30 protein-coding genes and 1 pseudogene are annotated in these 24,736 nt (G+C 68.0%); 12 read left to right on the top strand and 19 right to left on the bottom strand.

The window, feature by feature from the left end:
* Window positions 1–67 precede the first annotated feature (67 nt).
* Window positions 68–1,018 carry an ATPase AAA gene (locus HALDL1_09295; GenBank protein ID AHG03776.1) on the top strand — a complete coding sequence of 317 codons (951 nt, stop codon included), beginning with the start codon at window positions 68–70 and terminating at the stop codon, window positions 1,016–1,018.
* Between the two features lie 21 nt (window positions 1,019–1,039).
* Here the strand turns inward: HALDL1_09295 and HALDL1_09300 are convergent, their stop codons facing one another.
* From HALDL1_09300 to HALDL1_09330, 7 genes are all read right to left on the bottom strand, one after another.
* Window positions 1,040–1,312 (bottom strand): glutaredoxin, encoded by a 273-nt coding sequence (locus HALDL1_09300; protein ID AHG03777.1) that lies wholly within the window; start codon window positions 1,310–1,312, stop codon window positions 1,040–1,042.
* Window positions 1,313–1,351: 39 nt separating this feature from the next.
* Window positions 1,352–2,860 carry a hypothetical protein gene (locus HALDL1_09305; GenBank protein AHG03778.1) on the bottom strand — a complete coding sequence of 503 codons (1,509 nt, stop codon included), beginning with the start codon at window positions 2,858–2,860 and terminating at the stop codon, window positions 1,352–1,354.
* Window positions 2,857–4,251: a hypothetical protein gene (locus HALDL1_09310; protein AHG03779.1), complete on the bottom strand. Its 1,395-nt coding sequence runs from the start codon at window positions 4,249–4,251 to the stop codon at window positions 2,857–2,859. Before HALDL1_09310 ends, HALDL1_09305 begins: the two co-directional genes overlap by 4 nt.
* Window positions 4,248–4,841 carry a hypothetical protein gene (locus HALDL1_09315; GenBank protein AHG03780.1) on the bottom strand — a complete coding sequence of 198 codons (594 nt, stop codon included), beginning with the start codon at window positions 4,839–4,841 and terminating at the stop codon, window positions 4,248–4,250. Before HALDL1_09315 ends, HALDL1_09310 begins: the two co-directional genes overlap by 4 nt.
* Window positions 4,838–7,405: a hypothetical protein gene (locus HALDL1_09320; GenBank protein AHG05263.1), complete on the bottom strand. Its 2,568-nt coding sequence runs from the start codon at window positions 7,403–7,405 to the stop codon at window positions 4,838–4,840. The genes HALDL1_09315 and HALDL1_09320 overlap by 4 nt, the downstream gene beginning before the upstream one ends.
* Before the next feature lie 68 nt (window positions 7,406–7,473).
* A complete protein-coding gene (locus tag HALDL1_09325) occupies window positions 7,474–7,683 on the bottom strand; it encodes a hypothetical protein (GenBank protein AHG03781.1) in 210 nt (69 codons plus the stop codon).
* 44 nt (window positions 7,684–7,727) lie between these two features.
* On the bottom strand, window positions 7,728–8,318 hold the full coding sequence (locus tag HALDL1_09330) for an Lrp/AsnC family transcription regulator (GenBank protein AHG03782.1): 591 nt from the start codon (window positions 8,316–8,318) through the stop codon (window positions 7,728–7,730).
* 128 nt (window positions 8,319–8,446) lie between these two features.
* Here HALDL1_09330 and HALDL1_09335 point away from each other — a divergent pair, with 128 nt between their 5' ends.
* A complete protein-coding gene (locus HALDL1_09335) occupies window positions 8,447–8,644 on the top strand; it encodes a heavy metal transporter (protein AHG03783.1) in 198 nt (65 codons plus the stop codon).
* Between the two features lie 12 nt (window positions 8,645–8,656).
* On the opposite strand, the gene HALDL1_09340 is transcribed toward HALDL1_09335, so the two are convergent.
* Window positions 8,657–8,989, bottom strand: a complete 333-nt coding sequence (locus tag HALDL1_09340; protein AHG05264.1) for a hypothetical protein — start codon at window positions 8,987–8,989, stop codon at window positions 8,657–8,659.
* Between the two features lie 196 nt (window positions 8,990–9,185).
* Between HALDL1_09340 and HALDL1_09345 the strand changes: the two genes are divergently transcribed.
* Together HALDL1_09345 and HALDL1_09350 are read left to right on the top strand one after the other, a co-directional pair.
* Entirely contained in the window at window positions 9,186–9,719 is a 534-nt protein-coding gene (locus tag HALDL1_09345) for a peptide methionine sulfoxide reductase (protein ID AHG03784.1), read from the top strand.
* Window positions 9,720–9,847: 128 nt separating this feature from the next.
* The gene (locus HALDL1_09350) at window positions 9,848–10,447 is read left to right on the top strand and encodes a flagellin (GenBank protein AHG03785.1); all 600 of its coding nucleotides are present in this window, start codon (window positions 9,848–9,850) and stop codon (window positions 10,445–10,447) included.
* Window positions 10,448–10,542: 95 nt separating this feature from the next.
* Here HALDL1_09350 and HALDL1_09355 read toward each other — a convergent pair whose 3' ends face one another.
* Window positions 10,543–12,843, bottom strand: coding sequence for a cadmium-transporting ATPase (locus tag HALDL1_09355; GenBank protein AHG03786.1), 2,301 nt, complete (start codon window positions 12,841–12,843; stop codon window positions 10,543–10,545).
* 211 nt (window positions 12,844–13,054) lie between these two features.
* Here HALDL1_09355 and HALDL1_09360 point away from each other — a divergent pair, with 211 nt between their 5' ends.
* The 3 genes from HALDL1_09360 (at window position 13,055) to HALDL1_09370 (ending at window position 14,000) form a co-directional block, all read left to right on the top strand.
* Window positions 13,055–13,282 (top strand): hypothetical protein, encoded by a 228-nt coding sequence (locus HALDL1_09360; GenBank protein AHG03787.1) that lies wholly within the window; start codon window positions 13,055–13,057, stop codon window positions 13,280–13,282.
* Entirely contained in the window at window positions 13,279–13,581 is a 303-nt protein-coding gene (locus tag HALDL1_09365) for a cupin (GenBank protein AHG03788.1), read from the top strand. The genes HALDL1_09360 and HALDL1_09365 overlap by 4 nt, the downstream gene beginning before the upstream one ends.
* A gap of 107 nt (window positions 13,582–13,688) precedes the next feature.
* Window positions 13,689–14,000 carry a hypothetical protein gene (locus HALDL1_09370; GenBank protein AHG03789.1) on the top strand — a complete coding sequence of 104 codons (312 nt, stop codon included), beginning with the start codon at window positions 13,689–13,691 and terminating at the stop codon, window positions 13,998–14,000.
* Between the two features lie 19 nt (window positions 14,001–14,019).
* On the opposite strand, the gene HALDL1_09375 is transcribed toward HALDL1_09370, so the two are convergent.
* On the bottom strand, window positions 14,020–14,736 hold the full coding sequence (locus HALDL1_09375) for a bacterio-opsin activator (GenBank protein AHG03790.1): 717 nt from the start codon (window positions 14,734–14,736) through the stop codon (window positions 14,020–14,022).
* Window positions 14,737–15,179: 443 nt separating this feature from the next.
* Here HALDL1_09375 and HALDL1_09380 point away from each other — a divergent pair, with 443 nt between their 5' ends.
* Window positions 15,180–15,833: a bacteriocin gene (locus HALDL1_09380; GenBank protein AHG03791.1), complete on the top strand. Its 654-nt coding sequence runs from the start codon at window positions 15,180–15,182 to the stop codon at window positions 15,831–15,833.
* 89 nt (window positions 15,834–15,922) lie between these two features.
* Window positions 15,923–16,117 (top strand): hypothetical protein, encoded by a 195-nt coding sequence (locus tag HALDL1_09385; protein AHG05265.1) that lies wholly within the window; start codon window positions 15,923–15,925, stop codon window positions 16,115–16,117.
* 32 nt (window positions 16,118–16,149) lie between these two features.
* On the opposite strand, the gene HALDL1_09390 is transcribed toward HALDL1_09385, so the two are convergent.
* Complete coding sequence (locus tag HALDL1_09390) at window positions 16,150–16,455, bottom strand: hypothetical protein (protein AHG03792.1); 306 nt, start codon at window positions 16,453–16,455, stop codon at window positions 16,150–16,152.
* Between the two features lie 318 nt (window positions 16,456–16,773).
* Here HALDL1_09390 and HALDL1_09395 point away from each other — a divergent pair, with 318 nt between their 5' ends.
* The 3 genes from HALDL1_09395 (at window position 16,774) to HALDL1_09405 (ending at window position 19,600) form a co-directional block, all read left to right on the top strand.
* A complete protein-coding gene (locus tag HALDL1_09395; protein ID AHG03793.1) occupies window positions 16,774–17,169 on the top strand; it encodes a diadenosine 5'5'''-P1,P4-tetraphosphate pyrophosphohydrolase in 396 nt (131 codons plus the stop codon).
* Window positions 17,170–17,396: 227 nt separating this feature from the next.
* Window positions 17,397–18,542 (top strand): membrane protein, encoded by a 1,146-nt coding sequence (locus tag HALDL1_09400; GenBank protein AHG03794.1) that lies wholly within the window; start codon window positions 17,397–17,399, stop codon window positions 18,540–18,542.
* Window positions 18,543–18,565: 23 nt separating this feature from the next.
* A complete protein-coding gene (locus tag HALDL1_09405; protein AHG03795.1) occupies window positions 18,566–19,600 on the top strand; it encodes a halocyanin in 1,035 nt (344 codons plus the stop codon).
* A gap of 27 nt (window positions 19,601–19,627) precedes the next feature.
* Here the strand turns inward: HALDL1_09405 and HALDL1_09410 are convergent, their stop codons facing one another.
* From HALDL1_09410 to HALDL1_09445, 8 genes and pseudogenes are all read right to left on the bottom strand, one after another.
* Window positions 19,628–19,867 (bottom strand): hypothetical protein, encoded by a 240-nt coding sequence (locus tag HALDL1_09410; GenBank protein ID AHG03796.1) that lies wholly within the window; start codon window positions 19,865–19,867, stop codon window positions 19,628–19,630.
* A 181-nt stretch (window positions 19,868–20,048) separates the two neighbouring features.
* A complete protein-coding gene (locus HALDL1_09415) occupies window positions 20,049–20,405 on the bottom strand; it encodes a thioredoxin (protein ID AHG03797.1) in 357 nt (118 codons plus the stop codon).
* A gap of 295 nt (window positions 20,406–20,700) precedes the next feature.
* Window positions 20,701–21,102, bottom strand: coding sequence for a TrmB family transcriptional regulator (locus HALDL1_09420; GenBank protein ID AHG03798.1), 402 nt, complete (start codon window positions 21,100–21,102; stop codon window positions 20,701–20,703).
* Between the two features lie 87 nt (window positions 21,103–21,189).
* Entirely contained in the window at window positions 21,190–22,233 is a 1,044-nt protein-coding gene (locus tag HALDL1_09425; GenBank protein AHG03799.1) for a hypothetical protein, read from the bottom strand.
* Entirely contained in the window at window positions 22,230–22,379 is a 150-nt protein-coding gene (locus HALDL1_09430; protein ID AHG03800.1) for a hypothetical protein, read from the bottom strand. Before HALDL1_09430 ends, HALDL1_09425 begins: the two co-directional genes overlap by 4 nt.
* Before the next feature lie 177 nt (window positions 22,380–22,556).
* Window positions 22,557–23,734: pseudogene (locus HALDL1_09435) on the bottom strand (sodium-dependent phosphate transporter).
* 27 nt (window positions 23,735–23,761) lie between these two features.
* Window positions 23,762–24,196, bottom strand: coding sequence for a hypothetical protein (locus HALDL1_09440; GenBank protein ID AHG03801.1), 435 nt, complete (start codon window positions 24,194–24,196; stop codon window positions 23,762–23,764).
* 48 nt (window positions 24,197–24,244) lie between these two features.
* Window positions 24,245–24,733: a YeeE/YedE family protein family gene (locus tag HALDL1_09445; GenBank protein AHG03802.1), complete on the bottom strand. Its 489-nt coding sequence runs from the start codon at window positions 24,731–24,733 to the stop codon at window positions 24,245–24,247.
* Window positions 24,734–24,736: the final 3 nt, after the last annotated feature.

Below are 24,736 nucleotides of genomic sequence, written 5' to 3' on the forward strand. Positions count from 1 at the left end.
AGGAATCGCTGTCGGCAGGTCGAACAGACGACAGCTACAAGGAACGTCGCGGCGACTCACCAGTCGAATGGATGTCGACACTGCCGCCCAGACGTGTACCGACGTGATGGACGCGGTGAGCGAGGCGGTCGTCACCGACCGCGAGTTCCTCGAGACGGTTCTCTCCGGCGCCCTCGCCCGCGGCCACGTCCTACTGGAGGACGTCCCTGGGACGGGGAAGACGCTGACGGCCCGCAGTCTCGCGAACGCGCTCGGCCTGGAGTTCACCCGCATCCAGTTCACACCCGACCTCCTCCCCGCCGACATCACCGGGTCGCACGTCTACGACGCCGCCACGGAATCGTTCACGTTCAATCGCGGCCCCGTCTTCGCGAACGTGGTGCTCGCCGACGAGATCAACCGCGCGCCGCCGAAGACGCAGGCCGCGCTCCTCGAGGCCATGGAGGAGGGGCAGGTGAGCGTCGACGGCGAGACCCGCCAGCTTCCGGACCCCTTCTTCGTCATCGCGACGCAGAACCCCGTCGAGCAGGAGGGGACGTTCCGCCTGCCGGAGGCCCAGCGCGACCGCTTCGCCGTGAAGGCGGGCATCGGCTACCCGGACCGCCCGGGCGAGCGGGAACTCATCGACCGCCGAGCCGACCGCACCGCCACCACGCCCGTGGTTTCCCAGGTCGTGCCGGACGACGCACTCGCCGACCTTCAGGCGGTCCCGGAGACGGTCGCTGTCGCCGACGGCGTGCGCGATTACGTCGTGGACGTCGGGCGAGCCACCCGCGAGGACGACCGCGTCGAGGTCGGTGTGAGTCCCCGCGGCACGCAGCGCCTGTTCGAGGTGGCCCGCGCCCGCGCCGTCATCCACGGCCGGGAGTACGTGACCCCCGACGACGTGAAACGAGTCGCGCTCCCGGTGCTCGTCCACCGCCTCGTCCTGACTGGTGCGGCGACTGTCGAGAACACCGACCCCGAGGACGTCGTTCAGGACGTCCTCGAACGGGTCGAGGTCCCCGCAGTCTCGTAACCGTCGGTTCCGTCGGCGGGACTACGCCGCCGTTTCCGCCGCTCCGACAGACTCCTCGCCGTACGTCTCTCTGAGGTACGCCACGATGTCGTCGCTCTCGTTCATCCCGTCGACGCCGTGCTCCGAGTCGACGAGCACGGGGACTTCGGACTGGTTGCTGAGTTCTCGCACTTCGTCGCGTCGGAACTTGAAGAAGGAGACGCGGTGCGTGGTGTACTCCAGGTCGAGTTCGTGGAGGACGCGCTTCACCTTCCGGCAGTACGGACAGAGAGGCTGCACGTACAGTTCGAGCATACCGGGAGTTGGGAATCCCGCAACATAGTTCCCCCGTCGTCAGTCAGCGAGCGCGGCGACGAGTGCCGCGAGACCGACGCCAGCGGCGACGAGCGCGGCCAGGGCGGCGGGGGTCGCGGCGACGCTGGAACCGATGGAGAGCCCGTAGAGGGCGTTCGCGCCGTGGTACGCGAGCACGCCGACGACGACGCTCGCGGCGACGTGGACGAGTTCGACGCGGGCGGTGGGGACACGCCGGTCGAGTTCAGCGCCGAGGCCGACGCCGTACTCGCCGGCGTCCCAGGTGACCATCCCGGCCGCGACGAGTCCGAAGACGAACCCGGGGCTGGCGTTCTGGACGCCCGCGACGGCGCCCGCGAGGACGAGTCCCGCGGCGGCGACGGCGGCGGGCGCCCCGCGCTGCGGAACCGCGCGGAGGCGGCCGAGAGCCGCGAACGCGAGCAGGAGGGCGGACAGCCCGATGAGGGGGACGACGAGCGCGGCGAGCGCGAGCGCGGGTTCCCCGAACACCCTGACCGCGTTCTCGAGGAGCGGGAGGGCCTGTTCTGGGGCGGCGTCGCGCGCCGCTGTGACCAGCTGGGAGGCGTAGACGACGCCGACGCCGACGGCGAGGACCCCGCCACCGACGGTGGGCGCGACCCGCCGCAGGCTCTCCCGGTGGTCGCCGGTCGCGAGTCGCGCCAGACGGAGCACGGCGTACGAGAGCAACGAGAGGCCGATGGTGGCGAACATCAGCGGCCTGAGCGGCCCCGCGGAGGCCAGCGTCCCGACGACTGAGACGACGCTGGCGGGGACCTGTGCGACCATCGACTGTCCCATCCCGGTGACGAGCGCCACGAACGCGGCCACCCACGCGACGGCGAACAGGCGCCAGACGGAGAGACAGACCACCACGAGCCAGCGGGTGATGCGCGCGACCGCGTCCCGGCGGTCTCGCGGCGCGAGTTCGACGAGCGGTGCGACGTCCACAGCGGCGGCCAGCATCCGCGCCGTGATCGCCAGGAGGACGAAGAAGACGACCACGTCGACGGGGCTCCCGGTGGGCGTCACGGCGAGGGAGACGACCTCCCCACCGAATTCCGCGACGAAGCCGGTGCCGGCGTCCAGCCCGAGGACGATGGCTGCGACCACAGCGAGGCCGGGGAGCGCCGTGGTGGCGACGACGACGGAGAACGCGCGGCCAATCGCGCCGCCGCCGACACCGCCCGTGAACGCCGCCACGGCGCCGAACGCGGCGGCGGCGAGCGCGAGCAGCACGAACGGGTCGAGCAGCCCCTCGAGGAGCGGGAGGTCGGAGAGCGAGAGCGCCATCGCCGCGAGCACGGCGACGCCGCCCAGCGGTGCGAGCACCGACGCCCCGAACACCGCGAGCGGTTCCTCGCGGCTCGCCAGCCCGGTCGAGACGGCGAGCACCGCGCCGCCGAACGCGGCGAACACCGACAGATTCCCGTATGAGACGCTGGCGTCGTCGACGGCGAACGCGACCACGGCGAGCACCGCTACACCGGCGACCAGCGTCGGGCGCTGGACGGTCCGGCTCGTCGTCATCGCTCACCCCTCCTGACTGCCGCCGCGGCCCGGGAGACGGCGCTCGGCAGCGACTCGTCGGGCGACCAGTCGACGACCTGCGCGCCCGTCGAACGGAGCGCGTCCATCGACAGCGCGCGGTCGGCGGCGGCGAGCGTCCGCCCCGGGGTAGTCGTCGTGGTCACGTCCGGGCAGACCGCGGTGACGCGGTGGTCGTCCGCCACGAGGCGGCGCGCGAGCATCGCCGGGAACTCGTCGAGGGTCGGCGAGCAGACGACCACCTGTGTCCCCGGGGACATCCGTCCGGCGAACCGCCGCACACGGGCGTCCTCGCCGTCCGCTGCGCCAGCCCACGGAGTGCCGCCGTCTGCCGTCATCGGCTCGGGACGGGCCGCCTGCTCGCCTTCGTCCGTCGGAGCGACCGCGTCGGACTGGTCGGGTTCGTCGACGGACTCGCTGTCGCCGTCCAACGCAGCGTCAAGCACCGAGGAGATGCGCGCGTGGTGTGCGTCACCCGACCCGGGCGGCACCCACGCGGGGTCGGTGGCGCCGGTGAGGGGGTCGTCGATGCCGAAGACCGCGAGGCCGACCTGGTGACCGCCGGTCTCCAGCGGTTCGACGGACTGGGCCGCGGCGTACGCCGACAGCGCGGCGCCGGAGGGCGTTCCACTCTGCGCCGATACGTCGGCGGACGGGCGTGCGTCGACGACGAGCACGACCGCCGCTGCACGCCGCTCGCGGTAGTTAACGGTGGAGAGTTCACCGGTCTTCGCGTAGCGCCGCCAGTTGATGCGGCTGACCGGGTCGCCGTGCTGGTAGTCCCGCGTGGAGTGGAATTCGATGCCGGGGCCGCCCGTGTCCGTCGGCAGCGACCCCGCATGGGCGGTGGTTTGTCGACGCAGCGGGATGTCCGCCACGGTCACGCGGCAGTCGAGGCTGTCGGCCCCGTCGGCGTCGACTGCTGCGGTCCGGGAGGCCGCAGCACCCAGACCGCGGAGTCGGACCGTCGCCGGGTCGAACGGGAACTCCCCCCTGTCGGCGACGACTGTGTACTCGAGGGTCGTCGACTCGCCGGAGGGGACGGCGAACGCGCCCTCGGTCTGCCCGTCGACGACGCGGAGTCCGTCCGGGACGCCGTCAGCCACCCGAACGTCCGGGAGCGCGCTGTCGCCGGCGTTCTCGACGGTCAGCGTCACTCTGACGCGGTCGCCGGGAAGCGGTGACTCCTTCGAGAGCGACCGGGTGAGGCGGAGGCGTTCGGGACTCGCCGGCGTCGAGAGGGCGCCGTAGACGACGAACACGAGGGGGATGGCGGCGGCGACGAACAGCGTGCGCTGGCCGCTGAGCGCGCCCGCGGCGGCCAGCGTCAGCGTGGCCAGCAGCGCGCCCGAGAACCGCGACCCGGTGGTCACTGGGCCACCTCCGTGGCGAGGCCGTGGACCGCGTCCGCCGCGCGCTCGGCGCGGCTCCGGTAGGCCCGCTCGGGGTGGAGCCACCCCCGAAGTCGTTCCCGCAGCGGGAACGGCGGCGCGCGCTCGTCGCCGACGAACGCCGCGGCGACCACGTCGCTCGTCCACTCCCCCGCGGCGACGGCGTCTGCCGCCCGGTCCTCGTCGACGCCGTGGCGGCGAGCGAACGCGCGGACGGCGGTCACTCGCACCCGCTCCCTCACACTCGCGCGGGCCTCCTGGGTGAGCGGCGAGTCCGCGTCCTCCGTCGCGATGCGCAGCGCGTCGTCGACCGACTCCCCGGGGTCGTCGGGTTCGGTGACAGTGCGCTCGCTCGCTAGCGGAATCGGGCCGTCGCGGGCGTCGTTGCTGCGGCGCTGCTGGAGCGCGTAGCCGACCAGTAGCGAACCCAGAACCCCCGTGGCGAGCGTCGCGTCGATGCCGGACACCGGACCGGTGACGGCGGCCGGGGCCAGGCCGACTGCGATGCCGGCGGCCACCGCGATGCTAGCGACGCCGACCGCACCGAGCAGCGTCTCGCGTGCTGTCGTCACTGGTCCTCACCCTCCTCGTCGTCGTCACGAAGCGACGCGAGCGCGTCCCGTGCCCGGTCCAGCCGGGACCCGGCCGCCCGGCCGCCGTAGGCCGCGTCGCGGAAGGCGTTGGTGAGCGCGTAGACCGGCTCCCTGGGGAACCCCGCGCGGACTGCTCGCCGGGCCACCTCGCCGGGGGTCTTCGTCTCCCGGCGTTCGACGCCGACAAGCGCCACGAAGCGCCGCCAGACCGACTGCAGGCGGCCCGCGGCCTCTCGGTCGGTCTCCGCACCGTCCGCCCCGGGCGCTCCTTGAGCCTCCTCGCGTCCTGCACGGGCGGCCGCGACGACGCCGGAGACCCATGCCCCCACGTTAGGGGCGCTGAGGCGCCCAGGTAGGGACGCAAGCCACGCTAGCACGCCGCGCCAGCCGTCCTCGGCGGCCTCCCGGAACTCCGCAGTCAGTTCCTCCACGGCGTCGACGACGCCGACGAGCGCCCCGACCATCGTGGACACGGCCTCGCTGACGACGTGCACGAGCGCGTCGACCAGCGAATCGAGCGTGACGCCGTGTCTCCGGGCAGTCAGCGCGACGCCGCCGAGCGCGGCCAGCGCAGCGAGCACGGCGACTGCCAGCGTCGGGAGGACCCCGTCGACGTACGTGGTCACGAATTCGTCGCCCGCACTCGCCGTCACCGCCGGCACCCGCGAGAGCGGAATCTCGAACTGCACGCGGCCCTCGGTGTCCGTCGTGCCGATGGTTCTCCCGTTCAACTGGACGACGGCGTCGCTGACCGCCTCGCCGCCAGCGGTGACGTGCGCGGTGGCCTCGGTCGTAGGGAACGGAGCCAGCAGCGACGGCGACACGGCGACCGAGAGGTCGTCGACGGGGTAGGTCGTCGTCTTCGTGACGCCGTCCCGCGTGGCCGTCAGTTCGACCACGCCGCTCGCCTCCTCGGGAATCTGAACGGTCACGCGGCCGTCGGTGCCCGTCGTGCCCTGTCGTTCGCCCGCGACGCTGACCGCTGCGTTCTCGAACTGCTTGCCCGCGATAGTGACCTGGAGCGGGAGTTCCGCGCCGGGTTCGACCTCGCCGTCGAACTGGAAGCGCACGTTCGTGTTCACGTCGAACCGCTGTGTCGTGCCGTTCGTTCCGTCCCCGTCGTCCTGCCGGGCGAACGTCGCCGCGCCGAACCCGCCGGCACTGGCGCTCTCCAGCGTTCCCACCTCCGTTCCAAGCGAGTCGTTCTCCCGGGGCTCGACGGTGACCTCGATGGACTCGGCGTACGGCACCGTGAACTCCACCTCGCCGTCCGGGTCCGTCGTGCCGACGTGCTCGCCGTTGACGGACACCGCGACGTTCGACGCCGGAACACCGGCGGTCGTCACGGAGGCGGTCACCCGGTCGCCGGGGACCGCAGACTGGTTCAACTGCACGCGGAACGACGGCGAGTTCTCGCCGAGTCGCTCGTCGGCGGACTGGCGGGGCGCGCTCGGCGTCGGGTCGAAACGGACCCAGCCGTAGCGTTCGAAGTAGACCTCCACCCACGCGTGCGCGTCCGCGCCGCGGACGAGATAGCGACCGTCGCCGACGCGCTCGCCCGGCGCGTAGCCCGCGACGTACCGCGCGGGGACGTCCTGGGAGCGCAGCAGCACTACCATCGCGGTGGCGTAGTACTCGCAGTACCCCTTCTCTTGTTCGAAGAGGAACTGGTCGGCGATCTGGTCGCCGGGCTTCGGGACGTCGCTCAGCGAGTAGGTCTTCTCGCTCTCGAGGTACGTCTCGACGGCTCTGGCGGCGTCGTACCGGGTGTCGGCGTCGTCGACCAGGCGGTCGCCGAGCGACTGGACGCGGTCGGTCGTCTCGACGGTCGTGTACTTCGTGGAGGCGATGGTCCCCCTGACGCGGATGTCCCTGAGGGTGCTCGCTTCGGTCACTGGGTCGAGGGTCTGCACGCGGTATTTCTGGCCGGCTTCGAGCCCCGGTTGAGCCCGGATGCCGCCGGTACTCGTCGGGAAGAACGTCTGGCTGCAGTCGTCGGCGGTACACACCTGCCGGATGTCCGCCGGCCGCCACGGCGTGGGGAGCGCCGTGGCGGGTTGGCGCAGCGTGACGGTGTGCCACTCCAGATTGCGCTCGTCGATGGGGCGCGTCGGTGCGATATCGTTTACGCTGTCTCGCTCCCAGCCGGAACCGGTGTACTCCACGTACGCCCCGGTGCGCCAGTAGCGCGGTTCGTCGGTCTCCGCGACGAAGTGCGGCGTCGCGGCCCGGGTCCGCTGGGACTGGGATATCGGGCCGCCGACCTCCGTCGAGTCACCCAGCGAGAGCGCACCGAACGTGCCGCTGCCCCCCTCGAGGTTCACGTCGGGCTGGTCATTACCGAGGAGGTCGCGGAGGCCGTCGAACTGGCTGAGGAACTCCGGCGCCTCGCTGGGCGCTTCTGGGGAGTCGAGCCCGCCGAGCGGTGTCTCTCCGGCGAGCACGGGGGCTGCAGTAGAGGCGGCGACGAGCCCGAGAACGGCGACGACAGCGAGGAGGGCGCGGCGACTGTCGGGCCCGTCGGACGGGACGTCGTCACTCATCGTCCCATCTTTGGCCGGCACGGCACGTATATGATTCGGACACTACAGTCGCCGCTGAACCCAGCCACTCAGTCGAACTCGCGGACGCCGACGGCAACCAGGATGGCCTGTGAGAGCACGACGAGCGTCAGCGCGGCGGCGAGGAGCAGCGTCGGGGCAGCCAGTAGCCTGGCCACCCGGTACGGAAGGACCAGCCTGCTGAACCCCAGAATAACGAAGCTGACCAGCACGAGCGCGAGCGCGGTCAGCGAACGAGTGACGAACTGGCTCCGGCGCATAGGCGTACTGGGTAGGCCCGGGGTTTAGCGGTTTCCCGTCGGCACTACGCGTCGGCGTCCAGTCGCTCGTAGCGCTCCTCGAAGCGCGCACGACAGGAGCCACAGCAGAAGTGGTGGCGCTCACCGCCGATGTCCGCCGTCGCGCCCTCGCTGGTCACCGTGTTGCCACACTCGTCGCAGGCGAGCGCGAGGTCGGCACCCCCGACGTTCGGCTGCCACCGCGATTCCGCGACCAGCGTGACGTCGTAGCCGGTCACCAGCGCGGGGTCGACGGAGTCCTCGACCCACGCGCGAACGTCCTCGACGGGGAGTCGCGCGGAACAGAGCACGTCACCGCCGGCAGTGACGAAGACGTGTTCCACGGCGTCCGTCGCCGAGACGGCGTCGCGGACCGCGTCCACTTCGCCCGGCACCGCAGTGAGTTCCACGAGCACCTGGGCGCCCTCGCGGAGCGTCGACCGGTCGATGTCGACCGTGAAGCGCTGGACGATACCGCTCTCGCGGAGTTTCGCCACGCGGTCGGAGACGGCGGGTGCGGACAGCCCCACGTCGTCGGCGATGTCGCTGTACGGTCGGCGGGCGTCCGTAGCGAGCAGTTCCAGAATCCGTCGGTCGGTCCCGTCGAGTTCGGCCATACCTCCAGATTTGAGTTCGGAATGCAAACCAGTTGCGCACGATTAGTGCTGTTTCCAAAGCGAGTACTCGTGAGAAGGACGGAATCAGAGCCAAAACGACGTTACTGTTCGAGCCCCTACGCGAACACATGGCACGAACCATCACCGTCCGCGGCATGAGCTGTGGGGGCTGCGAGAGCACCGTCGAGGAGGCCTTGACTGGAGTCGAGGGAATCACCGACGCCGAGGCCGACAGGGAGTTGGAGCGCGCGACAGTGGAGGGTGACGCCGATCCGGACGCCCTCGTCTCGGCCGTCGAGGACGCAGGGTACGAGGCCGAAGCGTAGGAGCAGTAGCTCTCAGAACTGTTCGTCGAGGAACTCGAGGAGGGCCTCGAGGCGCTCGTTCGGGTAGTAGCGGACTCGGGAGCCGTCCTCCTCGTACTCGATGACGCCAGCCCCCGCGAGCTTCGGGAGGTGGCGATGGTGGAGTCGCGTCCGGACCGCCTCGTGGGACGCGAGTTGCTTGCCGACCGTGGGACCCAGCGCCGCACAGACGGTGCTGACTAGCTCCTCGACGCCCGCGCAGCCGTCCTCCTCCTCGACCAGTTGCCGGAGGACGATCCGGCGGGTCCGGCTGGCGGCGAGTTCGAGCAGTTCGTCCGTCCCGAGTGGCTGGCTGTGGTTCTCCATTGGTCCCTCCTGGTTCGGCTCGCGGTGAGATTTCTCCGACCACTAGTGTTGACGGACTGCTGACTGAAATGTACTATGCTACCGAACAACGTATTCGGAACTAGACCCTGCCGACCGAAACTGTGCAGACCGAGAGATGGCGGCGGAGGGGTCCGCTCCCGGTGTCGTTAACCGGTCCGACCACTAACTCTCAGCCATGACGACCAACACGGCGACGTTCGGCGGCGGCTGTTTCTGGTGCATCGAGGCCGCTTTCGAGGAACTCACCGGCGTGACAGACGTGACCTCGGGCTACGCTGGCGGCGACGTCGACGACCCCTCCTACCGGGCGGTCTGCAGCGGCGACACGGGCCACGCGGAGGTCGTACAGGTGACCTACGACGGCGACGAACTCGACTACGAGGACCTCCTGGAGGTGTTCTTCACCGTCCACGACCCGACGACGCTGAACCGCGAGGGGCCCGACGTCGGTTCCCAGTACCGTTCTATCGTGCTCTACCACGACGACGACCAGCGCGAGCGCGTGGAGGCGTTCGTCGACGAACTCGCATCGAGGGACGCCTTCGACGGCGACATCGTCACCGAGATCGAGCCCCTGGAGAAGTTCTACCGTGCAGAGGAGAAACACCAGGACTACTTCGAGAAACACCCGAACCAGGCGTACTGCACCGTGAACGTCGCGCCGAAGGTGTCGAAGGTCCGCGAGCAGTTCGCCGACCGGGTCCAGTAACCAGTACCGCACCCCCAGACGAGCGGCTACTCGTCACCGCGCTTATGAGTTTGCCGTCCTGCGATTATCACGGCTGATGACTGCGCTCAACTCTTATATACGACCGTTTGCCAAGAGCGAGTCGCGTAATGTTCGAGTTCATCACAGAGGAGGAAGAACGCGGTCAGGTGGGGATCGGGACACTCATCGTGTTCATCGCGATGGTCCTGGTCGCCGCAATCGCCGCGGGCGTCCTCATCAACACCGCCGGCTTCCTGCAGACCAAGAGTGAAGCCACCGGCGAGGAAGCAACTGCACAGGTATCCAATCGCGTCACTGTCATTTCCGCGTACGGTAACGTCACGGATAGTCAGTCGATCGACTTCGTGAACGTGACGGTCATGCGTGCGGCGGGTGCCGAGAACATCAACCTCTCGGAAGCCACCGTCCAGTGGATCGGCCCGGACCAGGCCAAGACGCTCACGTACAACGGCTCGGACGCTGGCACAGTCAACGGTGCCGACAGCGGTAACTTCACGACAGAGGCGGTGAAGGGGACCGAGGACCAGGTGCTAATAAGTCAGGACTCCCGCATCAACCTCGTCATGAACGCGTCTGCCATCGACACTGACCCGCTCGCCGAGGGCGAGCAGGCGCAGTTGACGATCACGACGCAGTTCGGCTCCCAGACCGAGTACTGGATCAGCGTGCCCGAATCGCTGCAGGGCAAGAACGTCGTCAAGCTGTAATCTGTAGCGTTCTCTCAGCCGATCTTCTTTCTACTGCGTCTCTGGTACGTAACCTAGTGGCAACCGGCGTTCCAGAGCGGACGGCCCTATGCAACTCAGTTGCTCGACGCGTCGAGCTCCGGTTTCACGCGGGAGAGCCGCATGGCGTTCCCGGTGACGGCTGTGGTCATCCCCGCGTCGCCGACGAGCACCGCCACCCAGATTGGGACGAGGCCGAGCGGGACGCCCGCCGCGAGGACGGCTTTCGCGGCGAGGCTGGTCCAGACGTTCTGCCGGATGACGCGGTTCGCGCGCCCGGAGAGGTCGTAGAGGTAGGGGAGTCGCGTGAGGTCGTCGCCCATCAGCGCGATGTCGGCCGTTTCGAGGGCGGTGTCCGTGCCCGCCGCGCCCATCGCGACGCCCACCGTGGCGGTAGCGAGCGCCGGCGCGTCGTTGACGCCGTCGCCGACCATCGCCACCGCCTCGAACTCCTGGGTGAGTTCCTCCACGGCGTCGACCTTCTCCTCGGGCAGTAGCTCCGCGCGGAACTCGTCGACGCCGACTTCCTCCGCGATTGCGCGCGCCGTGCGTTCGTTGTCGCCGGTGAGCATCACGGTGCGCTCGACACCGAGGTCCCGTAGGCGCTGGACCGCGGCCGCGGCTTCGGGGCGGACCTCGTCGGCGACGGCGATGACGCCCTCGACCTGCTCGTCGGTGCCGACCAGCACAACGGTCTTCCCCTCGGACTGGAGGCGCGGCACGAGGTCCTCCAGCAGGTCGAGACAGCCGCTGCGGTCGCAGAGGTCCCGGCTCTTCGCCGTCACCGTCCCGCCGTCGGTGGCTGCGTGGACGTGCGAGAGATCGAAGCCGAGTTCCTCGAAGAGGCCGGGCTTCCCGGCGTAGTGCGTCCGGCCGCCCAGGTCGGCGGTGACGCCTTTCCCGGTGATACTCTCGAACGCCGCAATGTCGTTCGCTTCGACGTCGCGTCCTTCGGCGGCTTCGACGATGGCGTCGCCGATGGGGTGTTCACTCCGCGATTCGAGACCGCGCGCGCATTGGAGCACGTCCTCCTCGCTGCGGCCGCCCAGCGGTACGACGTCTGTGACCACGAGTTCACCCTTCGTGAGCGTCCCCGTCTTGTCGAGCGCGACGGCCTCGACGGCGCCCATCGCCTCGAGGTGGTTGCCGCCCTTCACGAGAACGCCGTTCTTCGCCGCGCTCGTGATGCCGGAGACGACGGAGACGGGCGTGGAGATGACGAACGCGCAGGGGCAGGCGAGCACGAACAGCGTGAGCCCCCGTAGAATCCACGTCGCCCACGCGCCGCCCAGCAGGAGTGGCGGGACGACGCCGACGAGGATGCCCGCGCCGACGACGACGGGCGTGTAGTACGAGGAGAACCGCTCGACGAACTGCTCGCGCTCGGTCTTGTTCGACTGGGCGTCCTCGACGAGGTCGACGATTCGCGCGAGCGTGTTGTCCGCGGACTCGGCGGTCACCTCGATTTCGAGGTAGCCCTCCTCGTTGATGGTGCCCGCGTACACGTCGTCACCAGAAATCTTGTCGACGGGGACGCTCTCGCCCGTGATGGGCGCCTGGTTGACCGCGCTCTCGCCATCGACGACGACGCCGTCCATCGGAATCTTCTCGCCAGGCCGCACCACGACCCTGTCGCCAACGCGGACTGCCTCGACGGGTACGACGGTCTCCTCACCCTCGCGGAGGACGGTCGCCTCGTCGGGGGAGAGCTCCATCAGTTCCTCGAGGGAGTTGCGCGCGCGGTCCATCGAGTACCGCTCCAGCAGTTCGGAGACGCTGAAGAGGAACGCTAGCGTCGCTGCCTCGAAGTAGAGTCGTTCGCCGAACGCGAGGCTGGCGGCGATGGCGCCGAGGATGGCGACGCTCATCAGCAGGTCGATGTCGAGGCTCAGGTTTCGCAGCGAGTAGTAGCCGTTCCGCACGATGGCCTGGCCGCCAACGGCGATGGCGACCAGGAAGAGCGCGTCCGAGACGAACAGTTCGGTGCCGAGCAGGGAGGCGACGCCGGCGTTGTTCCCGGTCAGCAGGAACTCGAAGAGGAAGCCGAGGGCGACGAAGACGCCGCTCGTCCAGGTCTTCAGCGCGCGGGTGCTCGTCCAGACCGAGTCGGCTGCCTCGTCTGTCGCCTCCGCGCCGGGTCGTCCAGTCACCTCGTAGCCCGCGGCCTCGACGGCCGAAACGAGGGCGTTCTCGTCCGTCCGCTCGGGGTCGTAGGTGACGGTCAGTTTCCCGGTCGTGATCTGGGGGTCAACGTCCTTGATGCCGTCCAGGGCCTGCACGCTGTTCTCGACTTTGCCCGCACAGGAGGGGCAGTCCATCTCGGGGACGGAGAACGCCACCACCGTCGCGTCGTCCCGGGCGGCGTCAGATTGTGTCATTACCTGGAGCTAGCAGCCACGTAGTTATTAATTCGGCTGTTAGATTCGTCGCCGGATGTAGGTGTCTCTAATAAAACATCGGGGGCGAGTTGTTAATTCGGCCGGTGGAGCGTACGGAATCGCAGAGTGGTCCGCCCCGTAGTGCATACGGGGGAGCGTCGAACGTGTTCGGGAAAACGAGGGTAGTGCGGAGGCGAGAAGTCGACCGTGTATGCCGACACTCGACGTCCGAGACATCCCACCAAAGGACCGCCACTCACAGATCAGGACGACGTTCGACGAGATGGATAGCGGCGAGGTGATGCAGATCGTCAACGACCACGACCCGAAACCGCTGTTCTACGAGATGCAGGCCGAAGTGGAGGAGTTCGACGCCGACGGCTACGAGGTCGAACAGCGCGGTTCCGACGAGTACGTCGCGGCGTTCCCGAAGGAGTGAGCGACGTTGTCGCTCTGGACGCGCTCACCGAAACGCCCCACGCGCACGTCTTCCCCGGCCGAGAGCCACAGACGGTGCGCCTCACGCTCGAGGCGGGCGAGTCAGTCCCGGCCCACCAGCACCCCGAACGGGAGGTCGTCTGCCACGTGTTGGAGGGTGAACTCTCGGTGTCGCTAGGGGCCGACTCGGTGAGGGTGACGGCGGGGGAGGTCGCCCGCTTCGACGGCGCACAGGACATCTCCCCCAGCGCCGTCGAGGACGCCACGGCGCTGCTGGTTCTGGCGAACCGGCACGACTAATCGCTGCCCGTCGTGCCGACGAGGTGACTCGACGTGGCCTCGATGTGTAGGGAGCCCAACTATGCCGCGTCCGCTGGAGTGGAAGACACGAACGCCTGCGTGGTTCCATGAACGAGCACGACACACCAAATCGGGTTGGCGACGGCGACAGCATCACTCACACGCGAGACGCCGACGAGTCGGTCACGCACAGTGTCGTCCGGGCCGTGGCCGCAGTGACGGGAACCGACCCGTTTCGTCTGCCACCGCTGTACGACACGGTCGACCCGGAGGCCCTGAGCCAGGTGGTCGATTCACTCTCCGAACGGTCCCCGTCGTCCCGGACTGGACAGGTCTCGTTCCGGCTCGACGGCTGTCGCGTGACGGTCCACGCGGACGGTCGAACCGTTGTCACGCCGCCCGACAGAGACGACAATTGAGACCAGCGCCCGGGCCGCCTCATGCGCCTTCGGGACTTGACTCCTGGCCGTCGAACAGGACTGTGAGGAGGTTTCGCTCGGCGGCGTGGATGTGCTCGGAGAAGGTCGCCGACGTGATGTCGAGTTCCGCAGCGACGTCCGCTCCCGTACACTCGCGCGGCCAGTCGTAGTAGCCTGCGTCGAACGCCGCCTCCAGAACCTCGCGTTGTCGGTCGGTGAGTTGGGTCTGCAGGACGCGCTGGAATACGGACCGGGAGACCATCGGCCGCATCGACTCCTTCTCCCGTTTGGTGTTGAGTGTAGCGTCCGGGTGGTCGTCGAGGAACGACTCGACGACCGTAGCCGGGTCGTACCTCTCCGGAATCTCGGCGACGATGTGGCCCGACCCCTCAACTCCCCGTACCTGCCGCGGGAGGGCGCCGAGTTCGGCGAGCCTGAGGGCCGGGCAGTCACCGGAGACGACGAACTCGAAGAGTCCCCCAGACTCGTCGGTCGTGTGTAGAGTCGCGTCCACTGTCGGCTTGTCGCTCACGTGGCTCTCGACCTGCTCGATGTCGGAGCCAGTCACGTTGAAGAACTCGGAGTACTGGCCGTCGTCGCGAGGGAGCATCTCCGCTAATTCGAAGGTACACCGACCGTCCGCGGAGGCGCCGACGAACGGATGTGCCGAGTTATCGGTGACGAACTCGACCTCCACGATGGAGCCCGGTTGGCCGCTAGTGGTTCTCTCCGACATCGATTATCGTGGGCGACTACTCGGGGTTGACGCAAGAGTCCTGTGGCAGTTCTGGAGACACCCGATGTATCCCCAACGTTCGACTATGGCAGGGGCCGAACGGGTAGGGAACCAGAACCGGCTACCTGCGACTCTCCGAGTCCGGCGGCAGCTGACAGTGACGACGTCTTTCGCGCGTTCGACGGTGGCGTAGTCGTAGCCCCGGTCGTCGAGTTTCGGGTAGAGGCGCTGTGGTGTGCGGTCGTTCATCTGGACGAGCAGCGTCTCTGCCGCGAGGTTCGGGAGCAGTTCGAGCGTCCGGCGAGCGGGTCCGGCCAGTCGGGGCTCAGGGCCATGGAAGGGAACTGGGTCGGCAGCGACAATGCGGTTCTTCCAACCCGTTCGTTCGAACATGTTCGGGAAGAACACTTGGGCCTCCGGCCGTTACGTCCGAACATCTTCGCATGGCCCGCGCCCAACTCACCATCGACCTTCCCGACTCGGTCTGGATATCCCGGATATCCGCGGCACACCCGGAGACGCTGTTCCGCGTGCTCGCGGCGTTCTCCGACGACGGCGAGGGCGTTGCACTCCTCGAACTGAGCGGCCCGGACGTCGTCGAGGTGCTCCAGGAGATGCACGACGAGGACTCCGTCCTCAGCCTCGAACCCCTCGAACGCGACGACGACTCGGTACTCGTCCAGTTCGAGACGGACGAACCGCTGCTGCTGGTCACGCTCCGCGAGGCCGGCCTCCCGCTCGAACCGCCGCTGGAACTGACCGGCGGGAAGGCCAGCCTCGAAGTCGTCGCGCCGCACTCGAAGCTCTCGGACCTACAGGAGCAACTCGACGCCTTCGGCATGGAGTTCGAGGTTGGCTACCTCTACGAGTCCGGGGACTCCAAGCGACTGCTGACCCCCCGCCAGCAGGAACTACTCGTCGCCGCCATCGAGGCGGGCTACTACGACACGCCCCGGGAATGCACGCTCACCGAACTGGCCAACGAGATGGACACCGCCAAGTCGACGCTCAGCGAGACGCTCCACCGCGCCGAGGAGACGGCCATCAAGCAGTTCGCCGCGAACCTGCCGCAGTTCGCCGGCGAAGTGCCCGCCTGAGGCGAACCCGTTCGGCGAAAACTCCCAGAATACGCACTGACGGGACAACGTTTTGCCCGCGAATGCCGAACGGTAACACGGGTCTTACCATGGCCGAACAACGCCGATACTACCAGTACCAGTGCGAGGACTGCGGGTTCCGAACGCGCTCGCCGGACCGGGCGGAGGTCGTCGACGTGGTCCAGCGACACGAGCGCGAGAAACACGGCCTGGAGCGCGGCGAGGACGCAATCACGCCGGAGCTGCGCGAACTCGAACTCGAGGGACTGCCAGACAATTCCTGAGAGCCATCGCCCGGGTGCCCCGGGCGAAGCGGCTACTCGACGTGGACGCGGGTGACGTGGCCGCCGCAGCCACACTGCTCGACGTACTCCCACTCCACGCCGCCGTCGAAGGCGTCGACGAGCGGGTCGAAGAGGTACGTCTCGGGGTGGCCGTGGTCGCCGTGTGTGACGAGGTTGACGTGGTAGCCCGGGGCGGTGTGTTCGACGGCGTCCAGGGCCTCCTCGACGACGAGAGCTGCATCTTCGGCGTGGCGGGGCTTCTCCAGATTCGCCGACCAGGAGTTCTCGTGGACACCGTCTGTGACGTTCTCGACGTCCTCGTGGGACACTGATGCCATGGTGGATTGTACGGCGGGCAGTCGCGAGTACCGAGCGCCGAACGTGTTCGGCACAAACCCCGATCCATCACGAACGATTCGACGGCAGAACTAACTGGAACTGCGCTGTCAGGTGCACCGATGGTCGGAAGCAACTGGGACGAAGTGCGGAGTGCTGTCGCCGAGCGGACGGACTGCGTGCTCGCGAACCTGCATGCCGACTGGGGAACGACGCGGACCGCCGACCCCTTCGAGTTCGGGCCGCGGTCGTTCGACCCCGAGAGACCGCCGGCGTCCGTCGAGGCGCAACTGGAGCGCATCGCCGGCATTGCGTCGGTCATCCTGTTCTACACGCCGGAATGCGAGGAGACGGTGCTCGTCTACAATCCGGGCGGCTTCTGGGAACCGCCCGGAGGGGTCATCGAGCGCGCCCAGACCCCCGAGAATGCGGCACGCGCCGAGGCCCGCGAGGAGACCGGCCTTGAGGTCGAACTCACGGACCTCCGCTACACCGGCCGCATCGAGTTCCAGTACGCCAGCGGGGCGAGCGTGCCGCTCCCGCTCGCCCAGTTCGTCGGGCACCGCGTCGACGGCTCTCTGGAGGTCGAGCGCGAGGGCTCGGATCACCCCGGCGTAACACGCGCCACGGGGCTCTTCGACGCGGCGACGCTCCCGGAGGGAACCCGCGAGCACGACGAGATACGGGACCTGCTCGCAGACTCGTCGACGAGGTAGCACGTCGGGTCCGGAGCAAATAGCCCGCCCGCGCTCAGCGCGCGGAGCCGCGACCCGCCGCGACAGACAGATTGATACAGGAATCTTCTCGTCCCAGGGCCGGGGATTCCCACCCCCGAGACTGGCCGAACATGTTCGCCGGTGTTCTCGTCGGCTGGGAACAGTTTCCGGGGAACGGGAATCACCGTCCCGGGCTTTACCAGCGTAGTGCCAACGTCGAGATGTCTATGAGAGACCGCATTGGCGCACCCGGAACCGGGATTTCCCGACGCGAGTTCGTCGCGGTGACGGGCGGCGTGGGCACCGCCGCACTCGCCGGCTGTACCGCTCCGGCCAAGTCGAACCCCGAACGCACCAGTTCGACAACCACGCAGAACCGCGCCCAGGACCTCCCGACGACGAGTCCGCCGGAGATCGTCGACGTCCACGAGCAGGGCAACGAGGTGACGCTCAAGAGCATGCCCGCGGTCCACGAGGCCCACCCGCTCGACACGATGGGCGGCCCCGTCGAACTCCCGCGGGTCTGGGCGTTCCAGGCCGACGACGGCGACCCTAGCGTCCCCGGTCCCATCATCCGCACGGTGGAGGGCGAGGACATCGAGGTGACCCTCGACAACACGGACGGTAAGCGCCCGCACACGCTGCACTTCCACGGCGCCCAGAAGGCCTGGATGGACGACGGCGTGCCGACCACGACGGGCATCCGCGTGGACGCCGGCGAGAAACACACGTACACTATCCCCGCGAACGTTCCCGGGACCCACGTCTACCACTGCCACTACCAGACCCACCGGCACATCGACATGGGGATGTACGGCATCTTCCGCGTCGACCCCGAGGGCTACGAACCCGCCGACAAGGAGTACTTCATGACAGTCAAGGACTGGGACTCCCGGCTGAACCGGAAGATGGCGGGCGAGAACGTCGACTACAGTCCACGCACGCGGAACCCCGACGTGTTCACCATCAACGGGAAGGTGGCGCCCCGGACGCTCCACCCCGAGGACGGCTCCCCGATGATCGTCGAGCAGGGCGACACGGTGCGCGTCCACTACGTCAACGGCGGCTACATGAACCACCCGCTGCACATCCACAACCACCGCTTCCAGCGCGTGGAGAAGGACGGGGGCGTCATCCCGGAGGCGGCGCGCCACGACATGGACATCACGAACATCGCGCCCGCCGAGCGACACACCATCGAGTTCGAGGCCGACTCCGAGCCGGGCATCTACCTCATGCACTGCCACAAGGTCAACCACGTGATGAACGGGAGCTACTACCCCGGAGGGATGCTCACGGGCATCGTCTACAAGGAGGTCATGGACACCGACATCTTCAGTCAGCTAATGGAGTACGCGGGGTACGAGGCCTGAACGTGGAACCATCCACCAGAACAATGTCTACTAAAGATACCACGATGGTCGACAGACGCACCGTACTCCGAGCGACTGCCGCGGCGGGCGCAGCAGCGGTCGGCGGGAGCGCGCTCTCCGGGACCGCCAGTGCCCAGGAGAGCGGTTTCGCGTCCTGGTTCAGCAACGTCGGCAACTACGACGGTGTCGTCGAGGAGACCGGCAAGTCGGAGGTCACCATCGAGGTGGGCGCGGAGGCCAACGGCGGGCAGTTCGGCTTCGGGCCCGCAGCGGTGCGGGTCGACCCCGGAACGACGGTGACCTGGAAGTGGGTCGGCGGCACCCACAACGTGGTCGCCGACAACGGGAGCTACGAGAGTGAGACGACCGGCGAACAGGGATTCACGTTCTCCCAGACGTTCGAGGAGGAGGGCGTCTCGAAGTACTACTGCGTCCCCCACGAGACGATGGGGATGAAGGGCGCCATCGTCGTGGGTGACGTCGAAGTCGACGACAGCCCGGCTGGCAACAGCAGCCAGAGTGGCGAGAGCGGCGAGCAGCAGTCCGTGGACTTTGGCGGCTGGTTCGAGAACGTCGACAACTTCGACGGAGTCGTCGACCAGACGGGCAAGTCCGAAGTGACCGTCGAGGTTGGCGCAGAGGCCAACGGCGGGCAGTACGGCTTCGGTCCGGCGGCAATTCGCGTGGATCCGGGGACGAAAGTGACCTGGGAGTGGGTCGGTGGCACCCACAACGTGGTCGCCGACGACGGGAGCTTCGAGAGCGCGATGCAAAGCGAGCAGGGTGCCACCTTCTCCCAGACGTTCGAGGGAGAGGGGGTCTCGAAGTACTACTGTGTCCCCCACGAACAGATGGGGATGAAGGGCGCAGTCGTCGTCGGGAGCGGCGGTGGTGGGTCAGGTGGAAGCGGTGGCGGTGCGCTTTCCACGACGGACATCGGCGTGCTCGCGTTCGCGGGCGCCCTCGTCGGCGGCCTGCTCTCCCCGTTCGCGCTGAAGGCCGCCAGTAGCTCCTCGAAGCAGACGGGGCGTAACGGCCCGCAGACGCGACGGAACTGACCCCCAGCGACTTCCGCCGGTTGCCGACTACGGTTCTGTCCGGAGTCGGAGCACGACACCGATAACGCCGACCGTCAGCGCCGCGACGACGATTCTCACGATTCCCCCGCCGAGCGCTGCCGTCGCACCGCCTGCGGCCGTCCCGCCGGCGACGCCCGTGGCTGCCGGTGCCGCGAACAGACAGCAGAGGCTCAGAGCGCCCCCGAGGGCGAGGAGCGCCCGACGAGAGACTGACTCGGAGTCTGCGTCCGAATCGGCGCTGGTCATCTATGCGTAGGATACGAAGAACGGTTGTTTGACTCTTTGGGCGGCGAGCCTCCTCGCCCTTCGCCGCGTCAAACGCAGAAGCCAGGTTCACCGTCGAATAGAGTATCTGGACTGTCTCGTGTCGGGGTCAGACCGTCGCGTCGAGCCGGGCGACGACGAGCTCGTGAATGTCCTCGTCCATCTACTCGGTGTAGTCCTCGATGAGTGAGCGCAGTCGTGCTTCGTCCTGGACGCCGACGAGTTCCTCGACCTGTTCCCCGCCCGCGAACAGAACCAGCGTCGGGACGCCACGAACTCCGTACGCCGCGGCGAGTTGCTGGTTCGCGTCGACGTCGACCTTGGCGACGGTAGCGTCTGTCTCGGCAGCCAGCGTGTCGACGACCGGTGCGAGCATCTGGCAGGGCCCACACCAGTCGGCGTAGAAGTCCGCGAGGACGACGCCGTCCGCGACGAGGTCGTCTAGCTCCGCCTGGCTGTCGATACTCACAGGTTCGGTAGGTGTGACCGTACTCGATTCGCTGGTAGATTCAGTTGTCATCACTGCACCGTAAGCGCCGGCCGGATTTAAGGTTTTGGGGAAACTGCACAATACTGATTGGCCGGTGATTGCTCGGCATCGGAAACCCAGGCTCCTCCGTGGATTCACTGGGCCGGAACGAAGCGCAGGCGAGGCGAGCGGCGGCTACTGAACTGTCGAGAAGCGAACCTCGAACGGAGCGAGTGCGAGATGGGAGTTACCGAAGAGCGGAAAGATAGGACGACTGGTGCGAGCGACGGAGCAGACGAGGAGCCGCGAGTGAAGCGTAGAGCGCAGAGAGCGGGGTAAGGCACCCTCAGCTCTCGGCCGGGGTCGCCGCGTCGCCTCGCTCGTACTTGGTCTCGAACTCCTGGATGAGCTGCCCCATCTTCGCGTACCAGTCGTTGAGCAGGCGCTGCATGTCGCCCGCGATTTTCGACGGGTCCGTCGGGGCGTAGACGTGGTAGTAGCCGCCCTGGTCGTAGTTCACCTGCTCCTTCTGGATGAACCCGGTCTGGAGCAGCCGCTGGATGGCCCGGTAGGCGGTCGAACGCTCGCGGTCGACGGCGTCAGCGATCTCGTCGACCGTCAGCGCTTCGTCGGCGTTCACGAGCGCCTGGAAGCACTCCCTGTCGAGTTGTTTGAGCCCGTGGAAACACTCGAGGAGCCCCTCGCACTCCATGTCGCTCTGCAGTTGTTCGGCCATCGAGTCTGGCATTGGTATCACCCGAGTGTAGCAGCCGTGGCGATAAAAGACTTGTGTACAAAACGTACAATCGCACGCACGCAACCGAGAGACGGCCCCTCAGTCGGCGCTCGACTTCGACGCCCTGGATTCCGCACGCATCTCCCTGACGGAACTGACGACGACAGCGCCGGCGACCAGCATCGCCGCGCCGACGATGATGACCAGCGAGACCGAGTCGAGGACTGGCATGTCGATGGCGTCTCCGACTTTCCGGACGGCGACCGCGATAGCGCCGAGGAGCAGCATCACGCCGAAGTACACCTTGATGTCGTCCTCCTCGACGAGGCTGGTCGCCGCGGCGCCCATGCGGGCACCGAGCGCGCTTCCGGCCAGCAGCGGGACGACGATACTCAGGTTCACCGCGCCGTCGATGGCGTACAGGTAGCTCCCGATGCCCCCCGAGAAGACGATCTCGAAGAGGTCCGTCCCGACGGCGATGGGGACCGGCACACCGATGAGGTAGAACAGCGCGGGCATCCGGATGAACCCGCCGCCGACCCCCAGGAAGCCCGAGAGTAGACCCGTGGCGAACGCGACGACCAGGATCATCCACAGCGATACGGTCACGCCGCCCCGGAGTTCCATCATCGGGGGCACCCGGTAGGACTGGATTTTCTTGGCGACGTCGGGGATGTCGTTCGCGTCGACCTCACCGTGGGCGGCGTCGGCGTCGTGGCTGATGCCACCGCCGCCATCACCCCACGTCGCGGTGTACGTGATGAAGACGCCGATACCGCCGAGCAGCCCCACGTAGATGATGCTGACGACAGTGTCGGCGATTCCCATCGCCTGTAGCGCGTGGAGGCCGATCTTCCCGACCTCGATGCCCGCGGTGGTGCCGGCGATCATCAGCACGCCGAGTTTGTAGTCCACCTGACCGAGGTCGCGGTGTTTCAGCGTCGCGATGACGGCGGTCGCGAAGACGAACGCGAGCCCGGACGCGACTGCGACGTCGGTCCGGTAGCCCATCACCATCAGCGCGGGGGTGACGAGGAACGACCCGCCCATCCCGAAGAAGCCGAACAGGAGGCCGATGAGGACGCCGAAGCCCGCGAACATGGCGAGCAGGGGCGTGGCCACCCCCAGGAGCTCCGTGGTCATTCGCCACCCAGCGCCCTCACGAGAGTCGGCCCGAGGAGACGTTCCATCGCGCCGTACCCGACGTACAGCAGAATTGCTTCGACCAGCACGACGCCGACGACGAGTGCTGCGCCACCGACACCGGACGCGTTCTCAAGCCCGAACATCGATGCTCACTCCGTTCGATATTGTGAAGTTCATGGATTTCTGCTCACGTCAAGGTAGCCGACACCACCACTTAACGGTTCTGGGAGTATTGTACAATACAATCAATTATGGTTCGCTGTACGATGTTCCGGACGGACGCCGTGCCGCCACCTGCGAAACGCGGTGCTGGCGTCCGATTACGAGTGGAAGACGGCGCCGAATCCGTAGGCGAGCGAGAACGCGACCACGAACGACGCCACCCAGGCGCCGACCGTCACGAGCAGCTTGCGGGCGCTGATAGCCTGCGGCCTCCCACAGCGGCACCGCTCCCGACGATGGCGCTGACGACGATCTCGTTGAACGACACCGGGACGCCGAGCAGGACGGCGGTCTGGGCGATGAGGAACGACGGGACGAGCGCGGCGATGGAACGCCGCGGCCCCAGCGAGGAGTAGTCCTGTGCGAGGGACTTGATCATCCGCGGCGCACCCGTCCAGGAGCCGACGAGGATACCCACCCCGCCGCCAACGAGGACGGAGAACGTTGAGGCCACGCCGACGTCGTCGAGCAGCGGGAGCAGCGGCCCGACAGCGAGGCCGACCTGGCTCCCGCCCGCGGAGAACGCGACCAGCGACCCCAGCGCGAGCAGCATGCGCCTGAGCCCGCCCGCCTCGTCGCGGCGGACGTCCCAGTGGACGAGCAGCGCAACGCCTCCGGCGACGACGAGGGAGACTCCGACCACAGCGACAGTCCCCTCGACTCGCAGTAGCCCCAGGCCGAGTTCGACGACCGAGCCTGCCGACCCATCGTGTCCGAGGGACGCGAACTCGACGTTCGCGAGCACCGAGCCGACGAGCCCCGCGAGGGCGGCGATACTGAATCGCTCGGGGACGCCGGGCCGAGGGAGGAGGCTGGCGACGACGTACGCGATGCCCCCGCCGACGAACGGCGTCAGCACCCAGACGGCACCGATCTGGCGGTACTTCGGCCAGACGGGCGTGCCGCCGAGGGCGAGTCCGATACCGATGACGGCGCCGGTGACGGTGAACGCCGTCGCTATCGGGTAGCCCGTTCGGATGCCGACGGCCATCAGTCCGGCCCCGATCGCCAGCGCGAGGATGACGCCGCCCGCTGGCAGGCTGACGCCGCCGACCAGACCGCTACCTACGGCCTCCGAGACGTTCGCGCCCTGCGTGACGGCACCGGCGAAACCGAAGAGGCCAACGACGAAAGCCGCGCGCATCGTCGGGATGGCGTTGGCGCCGACAGCCGGCGCGAACGGGGTCGCGCCACTGGACCCGGCACCGATGACCCAGGACATGAAGAGGCTCGCGACGGCGGCGACAGCGAACAGAGCGAGGAAGGCTACGTCCATCGGTGGGTCGAGGCCAAGATGTGGTGTTCAGTCGGCCCCCGCGGTCGCGGAGGACGTGGCTGTGCTTCGGCTCCGCCACCGGCCCTGTGCGTACGCCCCGAGGAACATCCCGGCGATCGCCCAGAGGATGGTGACGTTGCCCACGCCGAGGCTCGCGTACGCCGCACCCGGACAGATTCCCGAGAGCCCCCAGCCGACGCCGAAGACGGCCCCGCCGACGAGGACGTTCCTGTCGAAGGACTTCAGGCGGCGCTCGTAGTGGTCCCCCGTGAGCGGCGCGCGGTCGAACAGCTTCGGCCCGACGAAGAAGCCGAGTCCGGAGACGACTGCGCCGCCGAACATCACGAACAGCAGTCCGAGGTCCTCGAACTGGAGGAAGTCCAGCACGACCTCTGGGCGAGCCATGTGGCTGTAGCCGAGGCCGAACCCGAAGACGAGCCCGCCGACGAGTATTAGCGGGATGAACAGGGGATGTCTGTCGCTACTCGCGGGTCGCTCCGTCTCGCGCATCTACGGACTCACCCCCAGTTCCGAGACGAGCTGTGCGGTGACGATGGCGACAGTGAGGAAGGTCACGACGCCCACGATGGACGTCTTCGACGCGGAGCCGACGCCGCAGACGCCGTGGCCCGAGGTACAGCCCTTCCCGACGCGCGTGCCGACGCCGACGAAGACGCCGCCAACGAGCAGGCGCCACGGCTGGACGTCTGTCGTCCACGCGCCAGCCTGGAAGAGCACCGCGTAGACGGCTCCGCCGAGGACGATGCCGACAGTAAAGACGACACGCCAGTCTCGGGAGGCGACGTACCGCTGGAACCGGGACTGGCCGGAGACGTACGAGAGCGTCGACTCCAGGAACGTGCTCGCGCCGGCGGCGATGCCGGTCCCGAGGTAGATGATGGCCGCCCCGAGGCCGACGAGCAGGCCACCGACGGCGTAGCGACTGATGCCGTTGGGGAACAAGTCGGCCGCCAGCTGGAGTGGGACTAGGTCAGTCACGGT

The sequence above is a fragment of the Halobacterium sp. DL1 genome (genome assembly GCA_000230955.3).
Classification (GTDB): domain Archaea; phylum Halobacteriota; class Halobacteria; order Halobacteriales; family Halobacteriaceae; genus Halobacterium.

Coding starts and splice junctions, on each gene's coding strand:
- HALDL1_09295 (AHG03776.1), top strand. CDS start 68: ATGGATGTCGACACTGCCGCCCAGACGTGTACCGACGTGATGGACGCG.
- HALDL1_09300 (AHG03777.1), bottom strand. CDS start 1,312: ATGCTCGAACTGTACGTGCAGCCTCTCTGTCCGTACTGCCGGAAGGTG.
- HALDL1_09305 (AHG03778.1), bottom strand. CDS start 2,860: ATGACGACGAGCCGGACCGTCCAGCGCCCGACGCTGGTCGCCGGTGTA.
- HALDL1_09320 (AHG05263.1), bottom strand. CDS start 7,405: ATGAGTGACGACGTCCCGTCCGACGGGCCCGACAGTCGCCGCGCCCTC.
- HALDL1_09325 (AHG03781.1), bottom strand. CDS start 7,683: ATGCGCCGGAGCCAGTTCGTCACTCGTTCGCTGACCGCGCTCGCGCTC.
- HALDL1_09330 (AHG03782.1), bottom strand. CDS start 8,318: ATGGCCGAACTCGACGGGACCGACCGACGGATTCTGGAACTGCTCGCT.
- HALDL1_09335 (AHG03783.1), top strand. CDS start 8,447: ATGGCACGAACCATCACCGTCCGCGGCATGAGCTGTGGGGGCTGCGAG.
- HALDL1_09340 (AHG05264.1), bottom strand. CDS start 8,989: ATGGAGAACCACAGCCAGCCACTCGGGACGGACGAACTGCTCGAACTC.
- HALDL1_09345 (AHG03784.1), top strand. CDS start 9,186: ATGACGACCAACACGGCGACGTTCGGCGGCGGCTGTTTCTGGTGCATC.
- HALDL1_09350 (AHG03785.1), top strand. CDS start 9,848: ATGTTCGAGTTCATCACAGAGGAGGAAGAACGCGGTCAGGTGGGGATC.
- HALDL1_09355 (AHG03786.1), bottom strand. CDS start 12,843: ATGACACAATCTGACGCCGCCCGGGACGACGCGACGGTGGTGGCGTTC.
- HALDL1_09360 (AHG03787.1), top strand. CDS start 13,055: ATGCCGACACTCGACGTCCGAGACATCCCACCAAAGGACCGCCACTCA.
- HALDL1_09370 (AHG03789.1), top strand. CDS start 13,689: ATGAACGAGCACGACACACCAAATCGGGTTGGCGACGGCGACAGCATC.
- HALDL1_09375 (AHG03790.1), bottom strand. CDS start 14,736: ATGTCGGAGAGAACCACTAGCGGCCAACCGGGCTCCATCGTGGAGGTC.
- HALDL1_09380 (AHG03791.1), top strand. CDS start 15,180: ATGGCCCGCGCCCAACTCACCATCGACCTTCCCGACTCGGTCTGGATA.
- HALDL1_09385 (AHG05265.1), top strand. CDS start 15,923: ATGGCCGAACAACGCCGATACTACCAGTACCAGTGCGAGGACTGCGGG.
- HALDL1_09390 (AHG03792.1), bottom strand. CDS start 16,455: ATGGCATCAGTGTCCCACGAGGACGTCGAGAACGTCACAGACGGTGTC.
- HALDL1_09400 (AHG03794.1), top strand. CDS start 17,397: ATGAGAGACCGCATTGGCGCACCCGGAACCGGGATTTCCCGACGCGAG.
- HALDL1_09405 (AHG03795.1), top strand. CDS start 18,566: ATGTCTACTAAAGATACCACGATGGTCGACAGACGCACCGTACTCCGA.
- HALDL1_09410 (AHG03796.1), bottom strand. CDS start 19,867: ATGACCAGCGCCGATTCGGACGCAGACTCCGAGTCAGTCTCTCGTCGG.
- HALDL1_09415 (AHG03797.1), bottom strand. CDS start 20,405: ATGACAACTGAATCTACCAGCGAATCGAGTACGGTCACACCTACCGAA.
- HALDL1_09420 (AHG03798.1), bottom strand. CDS start 21,102: ATGCCAGACTCGATGGCCGAACAACTGCAGAGCGACATGGAGTGCGAG.
- HALDL1_09425 (AHG03799.1), bottom strand. CDS start 22,233: ATGACCACGGAGCTCCTGGGGGTGGCCACGCCCCTGCTCGCCATGTTC.
- HALDL1_09430 (AHG03800.1), bottom strand. CDS start 22,379: ATGTTCGGGCTTGAGAACGCGTCCGGTGTCGGTGGCGCAGCACTCGTC.